This is a genomic window from Immundisolibacter cernigliae, from assembly GCF_001697225.1.
Lineage (GTDB): Bacteria > Pseudomonadota > Gammaproteobacteria > Immundisolibacterales > Immundisolibacteraceae > Immundisolibacter > Immundisolibacter cernigliae.
On the sequence record NZ_CP014671.1, the window covers coordinates 1,980,679 to 2,003,723 of the forward strand.

Annotated in this window: 18 protein-coding genes; 14 read left to right on the plus strand and 4 right to left on the minus strand. The window is 64.3% G+C overall.

Translation table 11 applies throughout. The features are described 5' to 3' along the window. Positions 1–5: 5 nt before the first annotated feature. The gene (locus PG2T_RS09385) at positions 6–491 is read left to right on the plus strand and encodes a Smg family protein (RefSeq protein ID WP_068804502.1); all 486 of its coding nucleotides are present in this window, start codon (positions 6–8) and stop codon (positions 489–491) included. Between the two features lie 78 nt (positions 492–569). Further along, a complete protein-coding gene (topA, locus tag PG2T_RS09390) occupies positions 570–2,867 on the plus strand; it encodes a type I DNA topoisomerase (RefSeq protein WP_068804504.1) in 2,298 nt (765 codons plus the stop codon). Between the two features lie 75 nt (positions 2,868–2,942). On the opposite strand, the gene gyrB is transcribed toward topA, so the two are convergent. The 4 genes from gyrB to dnaA all read right to left on the minus strand — a co-directional run bounded on the left by gyrB (position 2,943) and on the right by dnaA (position 9,075). Further along, complete coding sequence (gyrB, locus tag PG2T_RS09395; protein ID WP_068804506.1) at positions 2,943–5,351, minus strand: DNA topoisomerase (ATP-hydrolyzing) subunit B; 2,409 nt, start codon at positions 5,349–5,351, stop codon at positions 2,943–2,945. Next, positions 5,344–6,423 (minus strand): DNA replication/repair protein RecF, encoded by a 1,080-nt coding sequence (gene recF, locus PG2T_RS16670; RefSeq protein ID WP_158513180.1) that lies wholly within the window; start codon positions 6,421–6,423, stop codon positions 5,344–5,346. The genes gyrB and recF overlap by 8 nt, the downstream gene beginning before the upstream one ends. A 15-nt stretch (positions 6,424–6,438) precedes the next feature. Then, entirely contained in the window at positions 6,439–7,542 is a 1,104-nt protein-coding gene (gene dnaN, locus PG2T_RS09405; protein ID WP_068804508.1) for a DNA polymerase III subunit beta, read from the minus strand. A 213-nt stretch (positions 7,543–7,755) separates the two neighbouring features. Further along, a complete protein-coding gene (gene dnaA, locus PG2T_RS09410; protein ID WP_068804509.1) occupies positions 7,756–9,075 on the minus strand; it encodes a chromosomal replication initiator protein DnaA in 1,320 nt (439 codons plus the stop codon). A gap of 173 nt (positions 9,076–9,248) precedes the next feature. Here dnaA and rpmH point away from each other — a divergent pair, with 173 nt between their 5' ends. From rpmH to PG2T_RS16315, 12 genes are all read left to right on the plus strand, one after another. Continuing rightward, entirely contained in the window at positions 9,249–9,386 is a 138-nt protein-coding gene (gene rpmH, locus PG2T_RS09415; RefSeq protein WP_068804510.1) for a 50S ribosomal protein L34, read from the plus strand. Positions 9,387–9,504: 118 nt separating this feature from the next. Then, complete coding sequence (rnpA, locus tag PG2T_RS09420; RefSeq protein ID WP_236953235.1) at positions 9,505–9,738, plus strand: ribonuclease P protein component; 234 nt, start codon at positions 9,505–9,507, stop codon at positions 9,736–9,738. Further along, positions 9,735–9,974, plus strand: a complete 240-nt coding sequence (gene yidD, locus PG2T_RS09425; RefSeq protein WP_068804513.1) for a membrane protein insertion efficiency factor YidD — start codon at positions 9,735–9,737, stop codon at positions 9,972–9,974. The genes rnpA and yidD overlap by 4 nt, the downstream gene beginning before the upstream one ends. 16 nt (positions 9,975–9,990) lie before the next feature. Beyond that, positions 9,991–11,643, plus strand: coding sequence for a membrane protein insertase YidC (gene yidC, locus PG2T_RS09430; protein ID WP_068804516.1), 1,653 nt, complete (start codon positions 9,991–9,993; stop codon positions 11,641–11,643). Further along, positions 11,640–12,977 (plus strand): tRNA uridine-5-carboxymethylaminomethyl(34) synthesis GTPase MnmE, encoded by a 1,338-nt coding sequence (gene mnmE / locus PG2T_RS09435; protein WP_068808065.1) that lies wholly within the window; start codon positions 11,640–11,642, stop codon positions 12,975–12,977. Before yidC ends, mnmE begins: the two co-directional genes overlap by 4 nt. 51 nt (positions 12,978–13,028) lie before the next feature. Then, a complete protein-coding gene (locus tag PG2T_RS09440) occupies positions 13,029–14,573 on the plus strand; it encodes a type I restriction-modification system subunit M (protein ID WP_068804518.1) in 1,545 nt (514 codons plus the stop codon). Continuing rightward, the gene (locus tag PG2T_RS15545) at positions 14,573–15,844 is read left to right on the plus strand and encodes a restriction endonuclease subunit S (protein WP_075968167.1); all 1,272 of its coding nucleotides are present in this window, start codon (positions 14,573–14,575) and stop codon (positions 15,842–15,844) included. The genes PG2T_RS09440 and PG2T_RS15545 overlap by 1 nt, the downstream gene beginning before the upstream one ends. Then, complete coding sequence (locus PG2T_RS09450) at positions 15,841–17,487, plus strand: ATP-binding protein (RefSeq protein WP_068804520.1); 1,647 nt, start codon at positions 15,841–15,843, stop codon at positions 17,485–17,487. Before PG2T_RS15545 ends, PG2T_RS09450 begins: the two co-directional genes overlap by 4 nt. Before the next feature lie 353 nt (positions 17,488–17,840). Then, positions 17,841–20,984, plus strand: a complete 3,144-nt coding sequence (locus PG2T_RS09455) for a type I restriction endonuclease subunit R (protein WP_068808071.1) — start codon at positions 17,841–17,843, stop codon at positions 20,982–20,984. Between the two features lie 142 nt (positions 20,985–21,126). Then, complete coding sequence (locus PG2T_RS09460; RefSeq protein ID WP_145931055.1) at positions 21,127–21,783, plus strand: hypothetical protein; 657 nt, start codon at positions 21,127–21,129, stop codon at positions 21,781–21,783. 1 nt (position 21,784) lies between these two features. Then, a complete protein-coding gene (locus PG2T_RS16080; RefSeq protein ID WP_145931056.1) occupies positions 21,785–22,081 on the plus strand; it encodes a hypothetical protein in 297 nt (98 codons plus the stop codon). 60 nt (positions 22,082–22,141) lie between these two features. After that, a complete protein-coding gene (locus tag PG2T_RS16315; RefSeq protein WP_068804524.1) occupies positions 22,142–22,966 on the plus strand; it encodes a hypothetical protein in 825 nt (274 codons plus the stop codon). The last annotated feature ends 79 nt before the right edge of the window (positions 22,967–23,045 follow it).

Sequence of the window (23,045 nt, forward strand, 5' to 3'; positions counted from 1 at the left end):
TATCGATGAAGGAATCCGTTCTCGACGTGCTGATGTTCCTGCTGGACAACTACAGCGAGGACGGTGCGATGGACGACGATGACCGTGATGAACTGGCCGGCCAGCTGGCCAGCATGGGTTTTGGCGAAGGGGAGATCGACCATGCTTTCGACTGGCTCGAGAGCCTGGCGCAGGATGATGACACGGCCACCCAGACCGACTGCATACCGTGGAGCGACCATGCGCAGCGCCAGTTCTCGGCCCAGGAGCAATACCGGCTGACGCTGGAAGCGCGCGGCTTTCTGATCCTGCTGGGACAGAATCCGATGGTCGACAGGCCGTCGCTGGACCGCGTCATCGACCGCGCCATGGCGCTCGATCTGGACGAAATCGACCTCGACGACATCAAGTGGATCACGCTCATGGTGATCTACAACCGGCCGGACACGGCTCACCTGTATGCCTACATGGAAGAGCTGGCCCAACCGGATGCGCTGCGGCGCCTGCAATAGCCCACCAGCCGCCCGCCTGGCGGCTGCCCCAGTCCGAATGACAACAACCGCACCGCCACGGCGGGCGCTGCGCGAACCATGAACCCAGCAAAAACCGTCGTCGTCGTCGAATCCCCGGCCAAGGCCAAAACCATCAAGAAGTACCTCGGCCCCGGCTATGAGGTATTTGCCTCCTACGGCCACGTCAGGGACCTGGTGGCCAAGGAAGGGGCGGTGCAAACCGAACACAACTTCGCCATGCGCTACGAGGGTATCGAGCGCAACAGCCGGCACGTCGATGCCATCGCCAAGGCGATGCGAGGCGCCGACCAGCTGCTGCTGGCCACTGACCCGGACCGGGAAGGCGAAGCCATTGCCTGGCATCTGGCGGAGCTGCTGCGCGAGCGCAAGGTGCTCGCCGACAAGCCGGTGCACCGGGTGGTTTTTCACGAAATCACGCAGCGGGCGATCCAGGAGGCGGTCGACCACCCGGGCGAAATTTCCATGGACCTGGTCAACGCCCAGCAGGCGCGCCGGGCGCTTGACTATCTGGTCGGCTTCAACATCTCACCGCTGCTGTGGAAAAAGATCCGCCGCGGTCTGTCGGCCGGGCGCGTACAAAGCCCGGCGCTGCGCCTGATCGTCGAGCGCGAGGAGGAAATCGAGGCCTTCGTGCCGCGCGAGTACTGGACGCTGGACGCCACCGTCGGCAAGGGCAAGGCCGCCTTTGCCGCCAAACTGGCACAGTTCGAAGGCGAGAAGATCGAGCAGTTCAGCGTGATCGACGCCGAGCGCGCCGGGCTGATCCGCAGCACCATCGAGCAGCAGACCAAGGGCCGGCTGCAGGTGGCCGCCATCACCCGCCGCTCGCGCAAGCGCAACCCCGGTCCGCCGTTCATCACCTCTACCCTGCAGCAGGAAGCGTCCAAGCGCTTCGGCTTCACCGGCCAGCGCACCATGCGCATCGCCCAGCAGCTGTACGAGGGTATCGATATCGGCAGCGGCCCGGTCGGCCTGATCACCTACATGCGCACCGACTCCACCAGCCTGGCGCAGGAGGCGGTGGCCGAAATCCGGGAGCTCATCGCCCAGCGATTTGGCAGCGACACGCTGCCCAAGTCGCCCAATGTGTTCAAGACCAAGAGCAAGAACGCGCAGGAGGCCCACGAGGCGATCCGGCCCAGCTCCGCGGCGCGCACGCCCGAGTCGGTGCGGGCGTACCTGAGCGCCGACCAGCTGAAGCTCTACACCCTGGTCTGGAACCGCACCATTGCCTGTCAGATGAACCCGGCGGTGATCGACACCGTGGCGGTCGACCTGTGCCCACCCGGCCATGCGCCAACGCTGCTGCGGGCGACCGGCTCCACGGTGCGCGAACCGGGTTTCCTGGCCGTTTACGACAACCGCGAGGACGGTGAACAGGCCGATGCGAATCTGCCGGCGCTGGAGGTGGACGAACTGGTCGAACTGCGCGCGCTCGAGGCGAACCAGCACTTCACCGAGCCGCCGCCGCGCTTCAACGAAGCCAGCCTGATCAAGGCGCTGGAGGAATTCGGCATCGGCCGGCCGTCGACCTACGCCAGCATCATCACCACGCTCCAGCAGCGCGAATACGTGCAGCTCGACGGCAAGCGCTTCATGCCCACCGACGTCGGTCGCGTGGTCAGCCGCTTTCTGACCGAGTTCTTCACCCAGTACGTCGATTACGACTTCACCGCCCGCCTGGAGGACGAACTGGACGCGGTCTCACGCGGCGAAACGGAGTGGCTGCCGGTACTCGAGCGCTTCTGGAAACCGTTCCACGAACAGGTGGTGAAAACCGGCTCCGTTGAGCGGCGCGACATTACGCAGCAGCAGCTGGATGAAGCCTGCCCCGAATGCGGCAAGCCGCTGGCGATCCGCCTGGGCAAGCGCGGCAACTTCATCGGATGCACGGCCTACCCGGAGTGCAAGTACACGCGGGACATCAAGCCGGCCACCGGTGAGCCGGAGCCGCCGCTGGAACTGCTCGACCGCAAGTGTCCGGAGTGTGGCGGCGATCTGGCCTACAAGCGCGGTCGTTACGGGCGCTTCATAGGCTGCGTGAACTACCCCACCTGCAAGCATGTGGAGCCGCTGAACAAACCCAAGGACACCGGCATCAGCTGCCCGGACTGCAAACAGGGCACGCTCATGGAGCGCAAGTCCCGCTACGGCAAACTGTTTTATTCCTGCAGTCGTTACCCGGACTGCAAATACGCCGTCTGGGATCCGCCGGTGGCCCAGCCGTGCCCGAAGTGCGGACACGCCATCATGACCATCAAGACCACCAAGCGGCGCGGCGTCGAGAAATTGTGCCCCGACAAGGCCTGCGGCTATCGGGAGCCGGCGCCGGAGCTGGCCGAAAGCGCCGCCTGAGGCGTGCCCCCGCGGTAATCCGCGGGCATTGCGTGCTGACCACCGAACTGACGGCCAGCACGCAACGTCTGGACCTCACACGTCCAGATTGGCCACCGCAAGCGCGTTGGTTTCGATGAACTCGCGCCGCTGCGACACTTCATCACCCATCAGGGTGGTGAACATCTGATCGGCTGCCACCACGTCCTCCACCCGCACCCGCAGCAGGCGCCGCGTGGCGAAATCCATGGTGGTCTCCCACAGCTGCTCGGGATTCATCTCGCCGAGCCCCTTGTAGCGCTGCACACTGACCCCGCGCTGTCCTTCGGCAAGCAGCGCTTCCAGAGCGTCCCCGAAGCGGGCCACCGGGCGGCTGGTGTCGCCAATCCGCAGCGTGGCACCAGGCCCGATCAGGCCGGCCAGGCGCTCTGCCATCACGCCTATGCCGCGATATTCGGGCGAGTGCCAGAACGCCTGTCCCAGGGAAAACGTCGTTCGGACGCCGTGCTCGTGACGCTCCACCTGCAGCGCGCCTTGCGCACCGTCGGATGCGATCTGCCAGCGCGCGGTAAAGCGCGTGGAACCGCCCGCTAGCGCAGCTTCCAGGCCCGCCGCCAGAGCCGTCATGGCGGATGCGTCCTGCAGGCGTTCCTCGGTCACGCGCGGCAACCCCAGAAGCGCGTCCAGGATTCGCCGGTCAAAGCGCCGGCTGGCACGCTCGATCAAGGCCAGCGCGGCGGTGTAGTCCTTGGCCAGGGTTTCGAAGTCCTCCACCGGCAGGGCTGGCGCGTCCTGTGACGGATGAAGGGCCACGTTCTGCAGCGCCAGTTCCAACAGATACAGGTTCAGCGTGCGGTCGTCCTTGAGGTAACGCTCCTGCTTGCCCTTCCTGACCCGATACAGCGGAGGCTGAGCTATGTACAAATGACCACGCTCTATCAACTCGGGCATCTGCCGATAGAAGAAGGTCAGCAGCAAGGTGCAGATATGGGCGCCATCCACGTCGGCATCGGTCATGATGATGATCCGGTGGTAGCGCAGCTTGTCGGGGTTGTATTCCTCGCGGCCGATGCCGCAGCCGAGCGCCGTGATCAACGTGCCGACTTCGGCTGATGCAAGCATCTTGTCGAACCTGGCCTTCTCGACGTTCAGTATCTTGCCCTTCAGCGGCAAAATGGCCTGCGAACGGCGGTCGCGCGCCTGCTTTGCAGAGCCTCCGGCAGAATCACCCTCGACCAGGTAGAGCTCGCACAGGCTCGGGTCCTTTTCCTGGCAGTCCGCCAGCTTGCCGGGCAGCCCTGCGATATCCAGGACGCCCTTGCGGCGGGTCATCTCGCGGGCCCGCCGGGCCGCCTCGCGGGCCCGCGCAGCATCGATGATCTTGGACACGATGGCTCGCGCCTCGGCGGGACGCTCCAGCAGGAAATCGTTGAACTTGTCGGCGATGGCCGCCTCGACGATGCCCTTGACCTCGGACGAAACCAGCTTTTCCTTGGTCTGCGACGAGAATTTCGGGTCCGGCACCTTGACCGACAGAACGCAGGTCATGCCCTCGCGGATGTCCTCGCCGGCCGTCTCGACCTTGGCCTTCTTGGCCAGACCTTCCTTTTCGATGTATTGATTCAGCGTACGCGTGAGACCGGCCCGGAAGCCGGCCAGATGCGTGCCGCCATCCCGTTGCGGAATGTTGTTCGTGAAGCAGAACATCGTCTCCTGGTAGGAGTCGTTCCACTGGATGGCAACCTCGACCCCCACATCGCCGCGCTGATCCAGGAAATGGAACACCGTCGGGTGCAGCGGTGTCTTGTTGCGGTTCAGATGCTCGACAAACGAGCTGATGCCGCCAACATACTCGAATACCTCGTGCCGGTCGTCGCGTTCGTCGTTCAGTTCGATGCGCACACCGGAGTTCAGAAACGACAGTTCCCGCAGGCGTTTCGCCAGGATGTCGTAGTGGAACTCGACGTCGGTGAATACCACCGGGCTGGGGCGGAAGTAGACCTTGGTACCGGTCGAATCGGCGTCGCCCACGATCGCAAGCGGAGCCTGTGGCACGCCGTCGCGGTAGATCTGCTCGTACAGCTTGCCGTCCCGGCGGATGGTCAGCTTCAGGTACTCGGATAGTGCATTCACCACCGAGACTCCGACGCCGTGCAAACCGCCGGAAATCTTGTAGGAGTTGTCGTCGAATTTCCCGCCGGCGTGGAGCGTGGTCATGATCACTTCCGCAGCGGAGCAGCCTTCCTCGGCATGGATGTCCACCGGGATTCCGCGACCATCGTCCTCGACACTGACGCCACCGTCGCTATGTATGATGACCTTCACGTGGCTGCAGTGCCCGGCCAGGGCTTCATCGATTGCGTTGTCCACCACCTCGAACACCATGTGGTGCAGCCCGCTGCCGTCATCGGTGTCACCGATATACATGCCGGGACGCTTGCGGACCGCATCGAGGCCTTTCAGTACTTTGATGCTGGAAGAGTCGTAAACGTGTTCGTCAGTCATGGGAGTCTCGGAAAGATGCCTGAACCAGCGCGCCCCGTTCCACGTGAAACACGGCGCCGACGTCGGCAGTAAGTTCGGCGTGCAAGACCGGAGAGGTAACGAAGCGCTGCAGCTGATGACTCGCAAGAGCCGCCAGCACGGCGCTCAGGTGACGGCCGTCCAACTCGGCGGCGAGATCATCAAAAAAAATGACGGGTTGCGACTCGGGCCGCTGCTTCAGTAAGTCCTCAAGCTGCGCCAGCCGCAAAATCAAATAAAGCAACTTGACCTGCCCGGACGAAAGGTGCTCCAGGCCCAACTTCTGTTCCGTGCGCACGAGCAGATTTGCCCGATGCGGCCCACCGGAAGTGTAGCCAAGACCGCGGTCCCTGTCTTCGGATTCGATCCAGTACTCGCTCAGCTTCACACCGTCACGCCAGCCGCGTTGCAAATCGAGCGTCACACCAAAGTCGAGCTGAAGCCGCTGGCAAACCACATCGACACTGGCCTGCAGCCTGCGAACATACGTTGCCCGGCTGGAACCGATCGACTCGCCGGCCTCACCCATCACATCCAACCACGGCGATGCCGGCTGTCTGCCGCGTAGCGCTGCGTTGCGTTGCGCCAGGGCCGCGTGATACCGCGCCCAGGTCACGTGAAATCCCGGTTCCACGTGAAACAAGCCCCAATCCAACACCGAGCGCCGCTCACCGGATCCGCTCCTGAACCGGCGCACCCCATCCTGGGACAGCGCTAGAACCGGCAGCAACCGGGCCAGCTCAGATGCCGCCTTGAGCGGCCGCCCACCCAACCGCATCCGGGTGCCGGCCGCATCCCGATCCAGACGCACATGCAATTCTCGTCCGTCCGCGTGATCGAACCAGGCGCTGACATTCAAACCAGCGGTCCCGCGCCGAACGATCTGCGTCGTATCACGCGTTCGAAAGGATCTCCCGACTGCAGCCAGGTGGATCGCCTCGAGCAAGGATGTCTTGCCGCCACCGTTTGGCCCCACCAACACGTTGAGCCCCGGCGCCGGGCACCAGTCGATCGCTTCCAGGTTGCGCACATCGCGAACGATGAGTCGCGACAACCGCATCGATTTCCTCTACAGCCGCATCGGCATGATGACGTACCTGTTGAACCCGCCAGCCGGCTCCGTCAGAAGGCAGCTGCTGCCCGGATCCGACAGGTGCAGCCGCACCGACTCGCTGCGCAGGGCCGTCAGCACATCGATCAGGTAGCTGACGTTGAAACCGATTTCGAGGTTGGCCCCGGCGTAATCGACTTCAAGTTCGTCCTCGGCGTCTTCGTTTTCCGCATTGTTTGCCGAAAGACGCAACAGATTCGGTTCCAGCTGCAGGCGTACGGAGCGGTACTTCTCGTTCGCAAAGATGGCCACGCGGTTCAGGGCATCGCGCAACGCCAGACGGTCGATATCGAGCACCTTGTCCTGATTGCGGGGCACAACCCGCTCGTAGTCAGGAAAACTGCCGTCGATTACCTTCGACTTGAACACGATGTCCGCGGCCGACAAGGTCAGGTGATCCACACCGACACACAGCCGCGCAGGGGCCTCGTCATCACCCAAAAGCCGAAGGGCCTCGATGACCGTCTTGCGCGGCACGATGATGCGCCGATTCAGTTCGGGTGCCAGTTCGAGTGGCAACTCCGTTATCGCCATGCGATGACCGTCGGTCGCCACCAGCCGCACCTTGCCGGCATTGATTTCGAACAGCATGCCGTTCAGGTAATAGCGCACGTCTTGTTGCGCCATGGCGAAGTGCGTCGCCTCGATGGCACGTCGCAGATCCCGCTGCGGCAATTCGAGCGCCAGCTCATCTCCCGTGACATCGATTCCCGGAAACTCCGCCGCCGGCAAGGTACTGAGACTGAACCGCGACCGACCAGCACGAACCGTGGCCCGATCACCGCTGGCATCGATCGTCAGCAGCGTGCCATCGGGCAGGGCGCGGCACAGATCGAGCAGCTTGCGCGCCGGTAGCGTCGTTGCTCCCGGAGCAACGCATTTGTCGAGCTTGCCGGGAACCGACAGCTCGACCTCGAGATCGGTCGCGGACAGACGAAACCCATGCTCGGTAGCGGTCAGCAGCACGTTGGCCAGGATCGGCAGCGTCTGGCGGCGCTCGACCACCGCATGCGCAACCTGCAAGGGTGTCAGAAGCTGGTTGCGTTCCACGCTGATCTTCATGGTCGACCTCGATTAAGTTCCATGTATTGAATATTTAAAGCTTATTAGTATTAATGCTGTGGAAAACTGGGTAACTAAAAATAATCAATGTATATCAATGAGTTGAATTTATTTCTGGCGATGTAAAAAAACAACAGACACGGTAAACAGTCCCTGACGGCCGCCGTTGACCACGCTTTCCCGACCCGCTGTCCAAGGCTTATCCACAGGTTTTCAGCTGGTCAGGATGTGTCGAAGATTGATGTAGTCCGCCGCGATCGACTCGTCGTCGCGGCGCAGTTCCGTGACCCGCTCGCAGGCATACAGCACCGTGGTGTGATCTCGGCCGCCGAACGCGGCGCCGATTTCCGGCAGGCTGCAGGAGGTCAGCTCCTTCGCCAGCGCCATGCCCACCTGGCGCGGGCGAACGAAGTTGCGTTTGCGGCTGCGAGCCGTCAGGTCGCTGCCGCGCAGCCGGTAATACTCCGCTACCGCCTTGAGGATGGACTCGAGGGTCACCTGCCGATCCTGCGCCTTGATGATGTCCTTCAAGGCCTCGCGAGTCAGTTCCAGGCTGATTGGCGCATGTGTCAGCGTGGCATAGGCGATGACCGTCAGCAGCGCGCCTTCGAGCTCTCGCACATTGGAATGCACGCGCTTGGCGATGAAAAACGCCACGTCCTGGGGCACGGTCTTTTTGGCCAGATCGGCCTTGCTCAGCAAGATGGCGACGCGGGTTTCCATGTCGGGCGGCTCGACCGCAACCGACAGTCCCCACCCGAAGCGGGACTTGAGGCGGTCCTCCAGGCCCTTGATATCACGCGGATAACGGTCGCAGCTCATCACCAGCTGGTTCTTGCTCTCCAGCATCGAATTGAACACGTGGAAGAACTCTTCCTGCGAGCGCTCCTTGCCGGCCAGGAACTGGATGTCATCCACCAGCAGCAGGTCGAGGTTCCGGTAGTAGGTCTTGAACGCGTCGATCCTGTTCTGCTGCAGCGCCGAAACCATGTCCGACACGAACCGTTCGCCGGATACATAGACGACCCGGGCCTGCGGGCGCTGCGCGAGCACGGCGTTACCGATCGCGTGCAGCAGGTGCGTCTTGCCAAGACCCACACCGCCGTACAGCAGCAGCGGGTTGTACAGACCCCCCATGTTCTCGCTGACCAGCAGGGACGAGGCGCGGGCCAGCCGGTTGGATTTGCCCTCGATGAAGGCATCGAACTGCAGTGCCGGGTCCACAGCCGGCGCCGCCTGCCGCTTGCGTTTTTGCGGCGTCGCGGCGCCGTTGGGTGGCGTCTGGATTGGCTCCGGCTGCGCGACGCTGCTGCCGATTTCCAGCGTCAGATTCAGGCCGCGTTCGGCCACCAGCTCCCGAATGCGCTCCTGGAACTGGCCGCTGACCTGTTCCAACACGAACTGATTGGGAGCCAGCAGGCGCAGCGTGCCGTTGACCAGGCTCGCCTGCAGCGGCCGGATCCAGGTATTGAAAAGCTGTGGCGACAGCTCGCTCTCGAGCTGGGCGAGACAGCCCTGCCAGGTATTCTTCAAGGGAGCCCTCGACGGAAAACCGATCCGGGTTCTGTGCGCCGGTGCGGTCGCCCAGTTTACGCCTGTCAGCGTCGCCGATGCGCCGCGCGTGGTCGTTTTACCGGTTGACCGGGTGTAGGCCCGGCCGTTATGCTTCCGCCCCTTTTTGCCAGCCCTTTTTGGATGACGCGGCCATGAAACGCACCTATCAACCCAGCAACCTGCATCGCGCCCGCACGCATGGTTTTCGCGCCCGCATGCGCACTGTTGGTGGACGCAAGGTGTTGAACGCCCGTCGCGCCAAGGGCCGTCACCGCATCAGCTGCGTCTGATTCTGGCTGACCCGTCCCCCACGGCTTATCGGTTTACCCGCCAGCAGCGTCTGCTGACCCCCGGCAGTTCCAGGATGTGTTCCGGCGGGGCCGGCGCCAGCGCTTGGGGGGGCTTGAAGTGATCACGCTGCGCAACGACATCGGGCTGGCCCGGCTCGGGCTGGTCATTCCAAAACGCAGCGTTCGCCACGCGGTGCGCCGCAACCTCATCCGGCGCTGGACGCGCGAGGCATTTCGCCAGCGCCAACACCGCCTGCCGGCGACCGACATCGTGCTGCGCGTGCACAGCGCGGCAATCGCCCACGCCGAGGTTGATGCGGCCTTGGAGCTGCTTGTGGAGTCAGCCCCGTGAGGCGCCTGCTGTTGGGCCTGCTGCACGCCTATAGAATTCTGCTGAGCCCGTTCCTGGGGCGCCGCTGCCGGTTTCATCCCAGTTGCTCGACCTACGCCGTGGTGGCGGTGCGCCGCTTCGGCGCCTGGCGGGGCGGCTGGCTGGCGATGAGGCGCGTGCTGCGCTGCCATCCCTGGCATCCGGGTGGGCTCGATGCGGTGCCCGAGCACTGGCCGCCCCGCCCCGCCTGTCGCTGAATCAACCGGAATTACCATGGAAACCGTGCGGCTCGTGCTGGTGACCCTGCTGCTGGTCATCACCTTTTTCATCTACCAGGCCTGGCAGGCGCAACGGCCGCAGCCGGTGCAGCCGCCATCCATTGAACAGGGCACGCTGCCGACACCGGCGGTCAGCCAGAGCGCGCCGGTTCCGGGCGCTCCGGCGGCCGCGGCCGGGCCTGTCGCACCGCCGGCGGCGCGCCCCTCCGGTACGCCGGTCGCGGTCAGCACCGACGTGATGAACGTGCAGATCGATACCGCCGGCGGCGACATCACGCGCCTGGACCTGACCGCCTACCGCGCCCACGCCGGGCCGGACGCCCCGCCCTACAGCATTCTGGATGTCGCCCCGCCGCGGCTGTTCGAGTCCCAGACCGGCCTGCTGTCGGCCGAAGCCGGCCGCGCACCGGATCATCAGGCGACGTTTACCGCCGCAGCCAACAGCTATCAGCTCGCGCCCGGCGCCGACACGCTGGAAGTGCCGCTGTCCTGGACCGATGCCGGCTCGGGCATCGAGGTGCGCAAGGTCTACCGGTTCGCTCGCGGCCGTTATGACATCGGGCTGCGCTACGAGGTGCGCAACACCGGCAGTCAGCCCTGGCAGGCCCAGCCGTACACGCAGCTGATGCGCAGGAAAGGCGCCGATGCCCAGGGCAGCATCTTCATGCCGGCCTCGTTCCAGGGCGCCGTGTACTACAGCGCCGCCGACAAGTACCGCAAGATCGGTTACGACGACATGCTCAAGGCGCCGCTGGCGACCACGCTCAGCGACGGCTGGGTGGGCCTTTCCGAGCATTACTTCCTGGCCGCATTCCTGCTCACCCAGGGCCAGGCCCAGAACTGCTACACGAAGGCGCTGGCGGACGAGCGCTTCCTGGCCGGCTGCATCGCCGGCCCGCTCAGCGTCGAGCCGGGCCAGACCGCCAGCTGGGAAACCCGCCTCTACGCCGGCCCCAAGGCGCAGGACAGCCTGGAAGACGTCGCCCCCGGCCTGGCCCTGACGGTCGATTACGGCAAGCTGACCGTGCTGGCGCAGCCGGTGTTCTGGCTGATGCGCACCATCCACAATTTCGTCGGCAACTGGGGCGTGGCCATCATCCTGGTCACGCTGCTGATCAAGCTGGCGTTCTACCAGCTGTCGGCGGCCAGCTACCGGTCCATGGCGCACATGCGCAAGGTGCAGCCCAAGATCATGGCCCTGCGCGAGCGCTACAAGGAAGACCGCCAGCAGCTGAACGAAAAAATGATGGAGCTGTACCGCACCGAGAAGATCAACCCGCTCGGTGGCTGCCTGCCGATCGTGGTGCAGATTCCGGTGTTCATCGCGCTGTACTGGGTGCTGCTGGAGAGCGTGGAGCTGCGCCACGCGCCCTTCGCGCTGTGGATTCGTGACCTGTCCGGCGCCGATCCCTACTACGTGCTGCCGGTGCTGATGGGCGTGTCGATGTTCCTGCAGCAGCGCATGACGCCCATGATCGGCATGGAGCCCATGCAACGGCGCATCATGCTGGCCATGCCGCTGGTGTTCACGGTGTTCTTCGCCCTGTTCCCGGCCGGACTGGTGCTGTACTGGTTCGTCAACAACGTGCTGTCGATCTCCCAGCAGTGGTTCATCAACCGCCAGTTGGAGCGCAAGGCCGCGGCCTGAGCGCACCCACGGACACCATCGCCGCCATCGCCACCCCGCCGGGCCGCGGCGGTGTCGGCATGGTGCGAGTGTCCGGTCCGGCGGCGACGGCAATTTGCAGCGCACTGACCGGCCGCCTGCCGCCGCCGCGCCACGCCCGGCTCGCCACCTTCCGCGACGCCGACGGCCAGCCCATCGATCAGGGCCTGTGCCTGTACTTTCCCGCGCCGCACTCGTTCACCGGGCAGGACGTGGTCGAGCTGCACGGCCACGGCGGGCCGGTGGTCATGGACATGCTGCTGGCGCGCGTGCTCACGCTGGGCGCGCGTCAGGCCGCGCCGGGCGAGTTCAGCCAGCGCGCCTTCCTTAACGACAAGCTGGATCTGGCCCAGGCCGAGGCCGTTGCCGATCTGATCGACGCCGCCAGCACGGCCGCCGCGCGCGCCGCCCTGCGCAGCCTGGACGGCGAGTTCTCGCGGCAGATCGGCGCGCTGTCCGAGCGGCTGATCGAGCTTCGCGTGCAGATCGAGGCCGGGCTCGACTTTCCGGACGAGGAACTCGACCTGCTGGCCGATGGCCGCCTGGCCACCGATGCCGCGCGTCTGGCAGATGACCTGCGCGCTCTGGTCGGCCGCGCCGATGAGGGCCGCCTGCTGCGCGAGGGCATCAGCGTGGTGCTGGCCGGCGCGCCCAACGTCGGCAAGTCCAGCCTGCTGAATGCCCTGGCCGAGCGCGAGGCGGCCATCGTCACCGCCATCCCCGGCACCACGCGCGACGTGCTGCGCGAGTACCTGGCCATCGACGGCCTGCCGCTGCACCTGGTCGACACCGCCGGCCTGCGCGACAGCCACGACCCGATCGAGCAGGAAGGCATGCGCCGCGCGCGGGCCGAGATCGCCCGCGCCGATCAGCTGCTGTTCGTCACCGAGGCCAGCGCGCCGCAGCCGCCGCCGCCCGAGCTGCTGGCGCAGGCCAGCGCCCTGACGCGCGTCATAAACAAGATCGACCTGACCGGCGAGCCGCCCCGCACCGAGTCCGCGGGCGGCTGGACCGACGTGTACCTGTCCGTGCGCAGCGGCGCGGGCCTGGACCTGCTGCGCGCGCGCATCCGCGAAGCGGCCGGCTTTGCCGGCACCGAGGGCCAGTTCAGCGCCCGCCGCCGGCACGTCGAGGCCCTGCGTCAGGCGGCCGAATCGACCACCCGCAGCGCCGAATTGCTCGCCACCGGCGCCGGCCCGGAACTGGCCGCCGAGGAACTGCGCCTGGCCCAGCAGGCGCTGGGTGAAATCACCGGCCAGGTCAGCAGCGACGATTTACTCGGCCGCATCTTCGCCAGCTTCTGCATTGGGAAATAAGGCCGCATCGACAATACTTGCGCGCTGTCCCGCCCGGAATAACAACAGCCCATGGCATCCGACCTCGTCGCCATCGAAAACCGCCTGTGGGCCGCCGCCGACCAGCTTTGGGCCAACACGGGCCTGAAGCCCGCCGAGTTCTCCACCCCGGTTCTCGGCCTGATCTTTCTGCGCTACGCCGACAAGCGCTTTGGCGAAGCCGAGCAGCTGCTGGACGCCAAAGGCCTCGCGCCCGATGAGCGCGAGGCCATGGACTACCAGGCCGAGGGCGTGCTCTACCTGCCGCTGCAGGCGCGTTTCTCGCACCTGCTCACGCTCACCGAGGGCGCCAACCTGGGCCGCGCCATCGCCACCGCCATGGAGCTGGTGGAAGCGCACAACCCCGAGCTGCAAGGCGTGCTGCCGCGCGGCTACAACCTGCTGCCCAACGCCACGCTGGTGGAACTGCTGCGCCTGCTCAGCTCCCTGGACCTGGAGGGCGACGCCTTCGGCAAGGTGTACGAGTACTTCCTGGGCAACTTCGCGCTCAAGGAGGGCCAGAAGGGCGGCGTGTTCTACACGCCCACCAGCATCGTGCGGCTGATCGTCGAGATCCTGCAGCCCTTCCACGGCCGCATCTTCGACCCCGCCTGCGGTTCGGGCGGCATGTTCGTGCAGTCCGCCGCCTTCGTGCAGCGCCACCAGAAGAACGCCACCCGCGAACTGACCGTGTTCGGCACCGAGAAGGCCAGCGATACCGTCAAGCTGGCGAAGATGAACCTGGCGGTGCACGGCCTGTCCGGCGACGTGCGCGAGGCCAACACCTACTACGAAGACCCGCACAAGGCGCTCGGCCGCTTCGACTTCGTGATGGCCAATCCGCCGTTCAACGTCTCCGGCGTGGACAAGGACCGGCTGAAGGACGACCCCCGCTTCGCGCTCGGCCTGCCGAGCACGGACAACGCCAACTACCTGTGGATCCAGCTCTTCGCCGCCAGCCTGAACGAGAACGGCCGCGCCGGCTTCGTGATGGCCAACTCGGCCGGCGACGCGCGCGGCAGCGAGCTGGAGATCCGCAAGAAGCTGATCCAGTCCGGCGCGGTGGACGTCATCGTCAGCGTTGGCAGCAATTTTTTCTACACCGTCACGCTGCCCTGCACGCTGTGGTTCTTCGACCGGGCCAAGGCGCGCGGGCCGCGCAAGGACAAGGTGCTGTTTGTGGATGCGCGGCCGTTCTTCAAGCAGGTGAGCCGGGCGATCCGGGAGTTCACGCCGGAGCAGTTGGAGTACCTGGCCAACGTTGTGCGGCTGTATCGCGGCGAGACGCCGGAGTTCGAGCAGGGCAGCAAGGCCGCGTTGGCCGAGCGTTTTTCGGGTGGTCGGTATGCCGACGTGGCGGGGCTCTGCAAGGCAGCGACGCTGGACGAGATCAAGGCTCAGGGCTGGAGCTTGAACCCCGGCCGATACGTGGGGGTCGGTGCTCGTGCGGCCGACGAGTTCGACTTCCTTGAGCGGTTGGAGGAACTGAACGAAGAGCTTGAGAGTTTGACGGGCGAGGCAAGGACTCTAGAAACGGTCATCGCGGCCAATGTTGCCTCACTTCTAGAGCGTGTCTGATGACGGCGACATGGCGAACCCTCACTCTTGGCGATGTGCTGCGCATCAAGCACGGCTACGCCTTTAAGGGAGAGTACTTCGCTGACGATGGGCCTTATGTCCTGCTCACGCCAGGAAACTTTGAGCCTTCGGGTGGCCTGAAGCTAAAAGGCGAGAAGGAGAAGTACTACGTGGGCGACTTTCCACCGCCCTTCGTGCTCGGGCGCGGTGACCTGCTGATTGCAATGACCGACCTGACGCAGTCTGCCCGCATCCTCGGTAGCCCGGCGGTTGTGCCCGAGTCAGATCGCTACCTGCACAACCAACGCTTGGGCAAGGTCGTTGAACTGAAGGAAGACTTGATCGACCGTCGGTTTCTCTATCATCTGCTGAACCACAATCACGTTCGCGAGCAGATCAAAGCGTCGGCTACCGGGGCTACCGTGCGCCACACTGCGCCCGAGAGAATTTATGCCGTCAAGGTTGCACTTCCAGACTTGGGCGCGCAGCGTCGCATCGCCTCGATCCTCTCCGCCTACGACGACCTGATCGAGAACAACACGCGGCGCATCGCGATCCTGGAAGAGATGGCCCGGCGCATCTACGAGGAGTGGTTCGTCCGCTTCCGCTTCCCCGGCCACGAGGGCGTGCGGATGGTCGAGTCCGAGTTGGGGTTGGTGCCGGAGGGGTGGGGAGTGGCGACGCTCGGGCAGCTTGCCGAGGTCAACGCCCGCAGCGTGCGGCGCGGTGCGGAGCCGACCGAGATTCGATATGTGGACATCTCATCGGTGTCCACCGGCAGCATCGACAACAAGGAGCCGATGCTGTTCGCAGACGCTCCGGGCCGGGCGCGGCGGATTGTCCGTGATGGCGACGTGATCTGGGCTTGCGTGCGGCCGAACCGCAAGTCCTACGCGCTGGTGCTGAACCCGGAGCCGAATCTACTGGTTTCGACAGGCTTCGCCGTGCTCTCGCCAGCGTCGGCGCCTTCGTCATTCATCTACCAGTGCGTGACCACTGACGACTTCGTTTCGTATCTGGTGAATCATGCAAAGGGCGCTGCGTATCCGGCAGTCGGTACAGAGGAGTTTGAGAACGCGAAGGTGTTGAAGCCCTCCGACAGCCTCGTGATCGAGTTCGATCGCATCGCGGAGCCGATGATGCGTCTCGTCGCTGCACTTCAGCTCAAGAACACCAACCTCCGCACCACCCGCGACCTCCTCCTCCCCAAGCTCATCTCCGGCGAACTGGACGTGTCGGCGCTGCCCGAACCGGAGACCGTCGCTGCATGAGCGAAGAAGGCCAGCTCTTCGACAAGAAGTCGCTGCGGGTGCTGCGGGACGGAGAGCGTGGCCTGCGCGAGCTGGCGGCCGATTGCGTGGCCATGGCCAACGCCAGCGGCGGCCGGCTGGCCATCGGCGTGGAAAACGATGCCGCGCACCCGCCGCCCGGGCAGCGCGTCACCGATGAACAGGTGATGCGCCTGAACAAGCGCATCCCCACGCTGACGCTGAATGTGGCCGTGGCCGCCACCCGCCAGGTGGCCCCCAACGGCGGCGAATGGATCGAGCTGCAGGTGTTTGCGTCCCGGCAGGCGGTGGCGGCCACGTCTGACGGGCGCTACTACCTGCGCGTGGGTGACGAGTCGAGGCCCCTCATGCCCGAAGATCTGGCGCGGCTGGCCGGCGACAAGTCGGCCTTCGTCTGGGAGGCGCAGCCCCAGAGCCAAGTGCCGCGCAGCCGGGTGGACGCCGACAAGCTGCGCGACTTCGTGCAGGGCATTCGGGCGTCGGATCGGGTGAGCGCCCGAGTCAAGATCAAGAGCGACGCCGAGTTGCTGGACCACTACCTGATGGCCGACGCCGATCGCCTGACCAACCTGGGGGTGCTGTGGCTGGGCCAGCGGCCGGACCGTGCGGTGCTGCGCCATGCGCCCGTGATCCAGTGCATCCGCTTCGACGAGCAGGGCCTGAAGGTCTTCAAGCGCGTGTGGGACGACTACAGCCTGAACCCGCAGGAGCTGATCGACGCCGTGTGGCGCGAGGTGCCCGACTGGCAGGACAGCTACGAGTTCCCCGACGGGCTGTTCCGCAAGAACGTGCCGCACTTTGACGAGGTGGTGGTGCGCGAATTGCTGGCCAACGCCCTGGTGCACCGGCCCTACACCCAGGGCGGTGACATCTTCATCAACCTGTTCCCCGACCGGCTGGAGGTGCACAACCCCGGCCTGCTGCCGCTGGGCGTGACAGCGGCCAACATCCTGCACACCAGCCGCAAGCGCAACGACCACCTGGCCCAGGTGTTCTACGACCTGAAGCTGATGGAGCGCGAGGGCTCTGGCTACGACCGGCTGTACGAGCAGTTGCTCGCCAGCGGACGGCCCGGCCCGAAGGTGGAGGAAGGCGACGACCGCGTGACCGTGACCGTGCAGCGGCGCATCGCACACCCCGAGGTGATCGACCTGATCGGCAAGGCCGACAGCAGCTACCAGTTGCAGCCTCGCGAGCGCACGGCGCTGGGCCTGATCGCCCAGGAAGAGGCCATCACGGCTGCGCAGTTGGCCAAGGCACTGGCTTTGCGCAATGCTGACGAGTTGCGGCCCTGGCTCGGCCGCCTGCTGGACTTTGGCTTGGTGTTGACACAGGGGCGTACCAAAGGCACCAACTACCGCGTCAACCCGGAGGTGCTGAAGGCCACCCAGTACCGCGGCCGCACCAGCCTGCGCGGCATCGAGCGGCACCGGCTGCGCGAGTTGGTGCTGCGTGACCTGGGAATCTACGGCCGGTCCAAACGGGGTGAGATTCACGCCCGCATCGGGGCGGAGATCCCGGAGCGCACCCTGCGCAGCGAGCTGGCGGCGATGGTGCAGGCCGGCCTGCTGACTCCGCTGGGTGAGGCCGGCGGCCGCCGGTATGAACTGACAGCCGGGCGCTGAAACCAGGGCAGGACATGGCCAGTTTGTCAGTTCAATCGCGGCATATCGAAACCAACGTATTGATTTATATATACGTGTTTGCGTTATGAAAAGTCAGTTGCCGAACTGGCGTTGTCAGTTCGGGCCGGGGGCCGTGTGGCGGCTGTTGCCGGCTGGATTGGATAGGCTGGCGGCCGAAGCCGGGGCTTAGCCAAGGATTTATCCAATCCGAGGCTGCGAAATCACACCAACTTATTGAGTAAACAGTGATTTATTTTGGATAGGGGCGGCGATTGAGCACTGATTCGAGCCAAGGCGCGAAGCATGTCGCGCGCGACGTCTCCGCCAGCTACGGCGAGCTGGCGCTGGTCGAGATGCCGGCAATCGAGCTGCTGACCTCGCTGGGCTGGAGTTTCAAGAACCTGTACGCCGAGACCTTCGGCGCGCAGGGCAGCGAGGGGCGCGAGAGCGAAACCCAGGTCATCCTGACGCGGCGCCTGCGCGCGGCGCTGGTGGCGCTGAACCCCGATCTGCCGGCCGACGCCTACACGCAAGCTGTCGAGCAGCTCGCGCAGGACCGCTCCAAGCAGATCGCCGTCAATGCGAACCGCGATTTCTACCGGCTGCTGAAGGACGGCGTGAAGGTGAAGGTGCCCGACGAGCATGGCGGGCACAGCACCGAGACCCTGCGCGTCATCGACTGGGCCACGCCGGCCAACAACCAGTTCTTCCTGGCCTCGCAGATGTGGGTGGCCGGCGACATGTACCGGCGCCGCTGCGATCTGCTGGCCTTCGTCAACGGCCTGCCGCTGGTGTTCATCGAGCTGAAGAAGCCAGCGGTGCCGCTGAAAAGTGCCTTCGATGACAACCTGCGCGATTACCGCGGCCAGTCGGTGCCGCAGTTGTTCCACCCCAATGCGTTCATCCTGCTCAGCAACGGCTCGGACACCCGCGTGGGCACGCTGACCAGCGCCTGGGAGCACTTCTTCGACTGGAAGCGCGTGGATGACGAGGCCGAGGCCGGCAAGGTCTCGTTGGAGCGCGCATTGCGCGGGCTGCTGGAACCGGCGCGGCTGCTGGATTACATCGAGAACTTCACGGTGTTCGAGGAGGGCAAGGGCGGGCTGATCAAGAAGGTGGCCAAGAACCACCAGTTCCTGGGCGTGAACAAATCCATCGCGCGGCTGGTGGAGTTGCGCGAGACCGAGAGGCTGGAGCGCAAGCGCCTGGGCGTGTTCTGGCACACACAGGGCTCGGGCAAGAGCCTGTCGATGGTGTTCTTCACCCAGAAGGTGCTGCGCAAGGTGCTGGGCAGTGCCACCTTCGTCATCGTCACCGACCGCGAGGAGCTGGACGATCAGATCGCCAAGACCTTCAAGGCCACCGGCGCGACGCCCCGCGAGGACGTGCGCGCCACCAGTGGCGAACACCTGAAGGAGCTGCTGCGCGGCAACGAGCGCTACATCTTCACGCTGATCCAGAAGTTCCGGAACGAGCCGGGGCAGCCCTACCCGCTGCTGTCGGAGCGCGCCGACGTGATCGTCATCACCGACGAGGCGCACCGCAGCCAGTACGACATCTTTGCGCTGAACATGCGCAACGCGCTGCCCCACGCCGGCTTCATCGGCTTCACCGGCACGCCGCTGATCAAGGGCGAGGAGGAACGCACGCGCGAGGTGTTCGGCGACTACGTCAGCGTCTACGACTTCGCCCGCTCCATCGAGGACGGCGCCACGGTGCCGCTGTACTACGAGAACCGCATCCCCGAGGTGCAGCTCACCAACCAGGACCTGAACCGCGACCTGGAGGCGCTGCTCGAAGCCGCCGAGCTGGACGAGGCGCAGGAGAAAAAGCTGGAGCGCGAGTTCGGCCGCGAGTACCACATCATCACCCGCGAGGATCGGCTGGAGGCCATCGCCAAGGATGTGGTGGCGCACTTCACCGGCCGCGGCTATCGCGGCAAGGCGATGATGGTGTGCATCGATAAGGCCACCGCGGTGCGCATGTACGACAAGGTGCAGGCGCACTGGCGGGCGCAGATTGCGCGGCTGAAACAGGCGCTGGAGTCTGCCCAGGGTGACGCCCGCGAGGCGCTGATCGCCCGCATCCGCCTGATGGAAACCACCGACATGGCCGTTGTGGTGAGCCAGGGCCAGAACGAGGTGGAAGACCTCAAGGCCAAAGGGCTCGACATCGTGCCGCACCGCCAGCGGCTACTGAAGGAAGCGCTCGACGAGAAATTCAAGGACGAGGCCGACCCACTGCGGCTGGTGTTCGTATGCGCCATGTGGATCACCGGCTTCGACGTGCCGACCTGCTCGACCATGTACCTCGACAAGCCGATGCGCGCCCACACGCTGATGCAGACCATTGCCCGCGCCAACCGTGTGGCGCCGGGCAAGGAGAGCGGCCTGATCGTGGACTACGTGGGCATCTTCCGCGCCTTGCAGAACGCGCTGGCCACCTATGCCCGGCCGGCGGCCGGTGGCGGCTCCGAGGGTGGCCATGAAGGCGGGCCGATTCTGGACAAGGCCGAGCTGGTGGCTGCGCTGCAAGCGACGCTGGACGAAACCGTGCTGTTTGCCGGCGCGCGCGGCGTGCGGCTGGAGGCGATCGCCAAGGCGCAGGGCTTCGCGCGCATCGGCCTGATCGACGACGCGGTGGAGGCCCTGCTGGCCAGCGAGGCCGACAAGAAGCACTACCTGCAACTGGCCAGCCGCGTGGCGCGGCTGTTCAAGGCCATCCTGCCCGACGCCGCGGCCAACGCGCTGGCGCCGCTGGCGGTGCTGGTGGCTTATCTGGCGGCGAAGATTCAGGCGCTGGGCGAGCCGCCCGACATCTCGGCGGTGATGGGTGATGTCGAAGCCCTGCTGAACGATTCCATCGCCACCGAGGGCTATCACATCGGCCCGGCCAGCCGGCCCGAGGCGCTGGTCAACCTGTCGGAGATCGACTTCGCCGCACTGCAAGCCAAGTTCGCTCAGGGCCACCAGCGCACCGAGGCCGAGAAACTGAAGCGGCTGATCGAGGGCCGGCTGGCGCAGATGCTGGCGGTGAACGGCTCGCGCATCGATCTGGCGGAGAAGTTCCAGCAGCTGATCGACGAGTACAACGCCGGCAGCCGCAACGTCGAAGAATTCTTCGACGGGCTCAAGGACTTTGTCGCGGCGCTGACCGCCGAGGAACAGCGCGGCATCGCCGAGGGCCTGAGCGAGGAAGAGCTGGCGCTTTTCGACATCCTGACCAAGCCAGAGCCGGTGCTGACCAAGGCCGAGGAGGCCGAGGTCAAGAAGGTGTGCCGCGAATTGCTGGCGACGCTGAAGCGGGAAAAACTGGTGCTCGACTGGCGCGAGAAGCAGCAGGCGAAAGCGGCGGTGATGCAGACGCTCCGGACGGAGATGCGGCGGCTGCCGGCGCAGTACACGCGCGACTTGCGGGCCGAAAAGATGGCGCGGGCGTATGCTCACGTCTACGATCACTATTCCGGGGCCACTGTCTCGGCCAAGTGGCGGTCATGACCCGAAGCCTTGGATCGGACGCGTCGGCGCACTAGCTTATGCGCAGGCGGAACACCTGTTTAGCTGATGACCCCCCCGCTGCTCGGGTCGGTTATGCTCTAAAATCTGTCGAATCATTGCTCTTGGCTAGGACCACCGACGCATGGATCTGATCCCCTCAGAGACTTCCCTCGTGGTTGCGGGGTCGTGGAACGCCGCTATTCTTACACCTACATGGATGTTGCGGCACGGGTTCCAACGCGCGGCTGGCGAGTCGAGTAACGTCCAGGTATTCCTGCCCGCCGTTCAGGGAGCGGTCTTCGAATTCCCGAGGTTTGCCCTCGAGGAGCTTTCATACATCGTTCGTCCCGATGCCCTCTTGGTTCTCCCTAGCGATTCGAGACCGGAGCGCTTTGAATTGGCTGAGCAGGTGACAGCCCGCGTAGTACGAGTTCTGTCCCATACTCCGATTTCCGGGATTGGTCACAACTTCGAGTTTCGTGAGCCGGCGGCCATACCGCAAGAGGTGGCGGTCTTCACTGGGTCTCGGCAGGACCTGGTGGATCAGATGCCAGAAGGTTGGGCGCCAGCCGGGGTCGTAATCGCATCGTCTTTCAAGAACGGGGCGGAAACGGTTCACGTCAACATTCAACGGCAGTGGGACGGGGGAGCCATATCGGTGAAGTTTAACTTCCACCATCCCGTGTCCAATGTTGATCAGGCTATTGCAGTACTCGAAGGTAGAGATGGTTACGTGAATATGGCTCAAAACCTAGTGTTTGCGAAGACGGTGATTGCGTCACTCTATAGGGGAGATTGAAGTGACTGGCAATATGCGAATCTTTGAGACTGCCGAACTTGTTTCGGCGACAGGTTGGAAACTTGTGGATCAACCACAAAGCGTTGCGCTGCCCTCTGACACGCGTGGGACTTCGAATCATGGCGTGCTTATGGTACAAGGGCGCATTGTTGAACAGGTACAAGGCGGCGCCCAATTTGTAGTGACAGTCGACCCGGCCGCGATTGACCGCAAGCTCGCAATCAGAAAGCTGAATGATCGGCTTGAAGGCTACACGCCGCGCAATGACACTTTTGCTGATACCAAGGCCCAGCGTTGAGGTTCATTCTCTCCGCGCATGCACTTCACTTACGAACACAATCCATGTACGACGGAGCTGATGCAGGGCGACGTGCTCGATCGTACGCCGGAGATCAATGCCCTGCTGAACGAGGTTCACCCTCACTTTTATCGTGATCAGAAGAACTGCTTCTTCATGGTACTAACGCAGAGTTGCGACTTGGTGCGTCGCGCCGAAGGCTTGTGTAAGGCGCCATACATAACCCTTGCTCCGGTTAGGTCGTTAGACTTGGTTGTTGAGCGGCATCTGACCCAGATCCCCGTCGCAAAGGTCAACGCCGAGCTCCCGGTTCTCGGTACGAAGGCAAAGTCCAAGGCATCTGAGTTCCTCCAGCGCCTCTTCAACAATAACGAGTCGGGGTATTTCTTCCTCGACTCGGAAGATACCCAGCTCAACTACGATTGCGTCGCGTTTCTCAACTTGTCGATCGCGATCAAGTCGGACCTGCATTTGGAGAAGTGTCTCAAGGCCAAAATTTTGCAGCTTGATGCAACTTTTCAGGCCAAGCTTGGGTGGCTGGTCGGACAAATGTATTCGCGGGTCGGGACCTTGGATTGGGATCCGACTGAGCTGAAGAGGAAGGTTAGTACAGTATTGCAGGAGGCTGCCATCTGGGTCGACGATAGCAAAGTTCCTTCACTGGAGGATGCGTTTAGAGCCTTCACGCAGGAGAACCCAGACTCACGCATGACGCAGGCTGAAATCGCTCGCGTTATTGCCAAGGTGCCTAAAAAGAAGCAATTGGTGCTCAAAGAGGCGGCGCGCGTGATAGAAGAAGTTCTCGGCCCTGAACATGCATCTCTCGCGGAAAAAGTTCGGAGGCGGCTTGAGGGCGACGCAGGGCTCGCAACCTTGTTGCAGTAGCGCTGAAGGCGGATTTACGTAGCTGCCCTTCAAGACCACTCGGGGAAGCACGCAATCCCTGCTGAACCGCCCCCCTCCG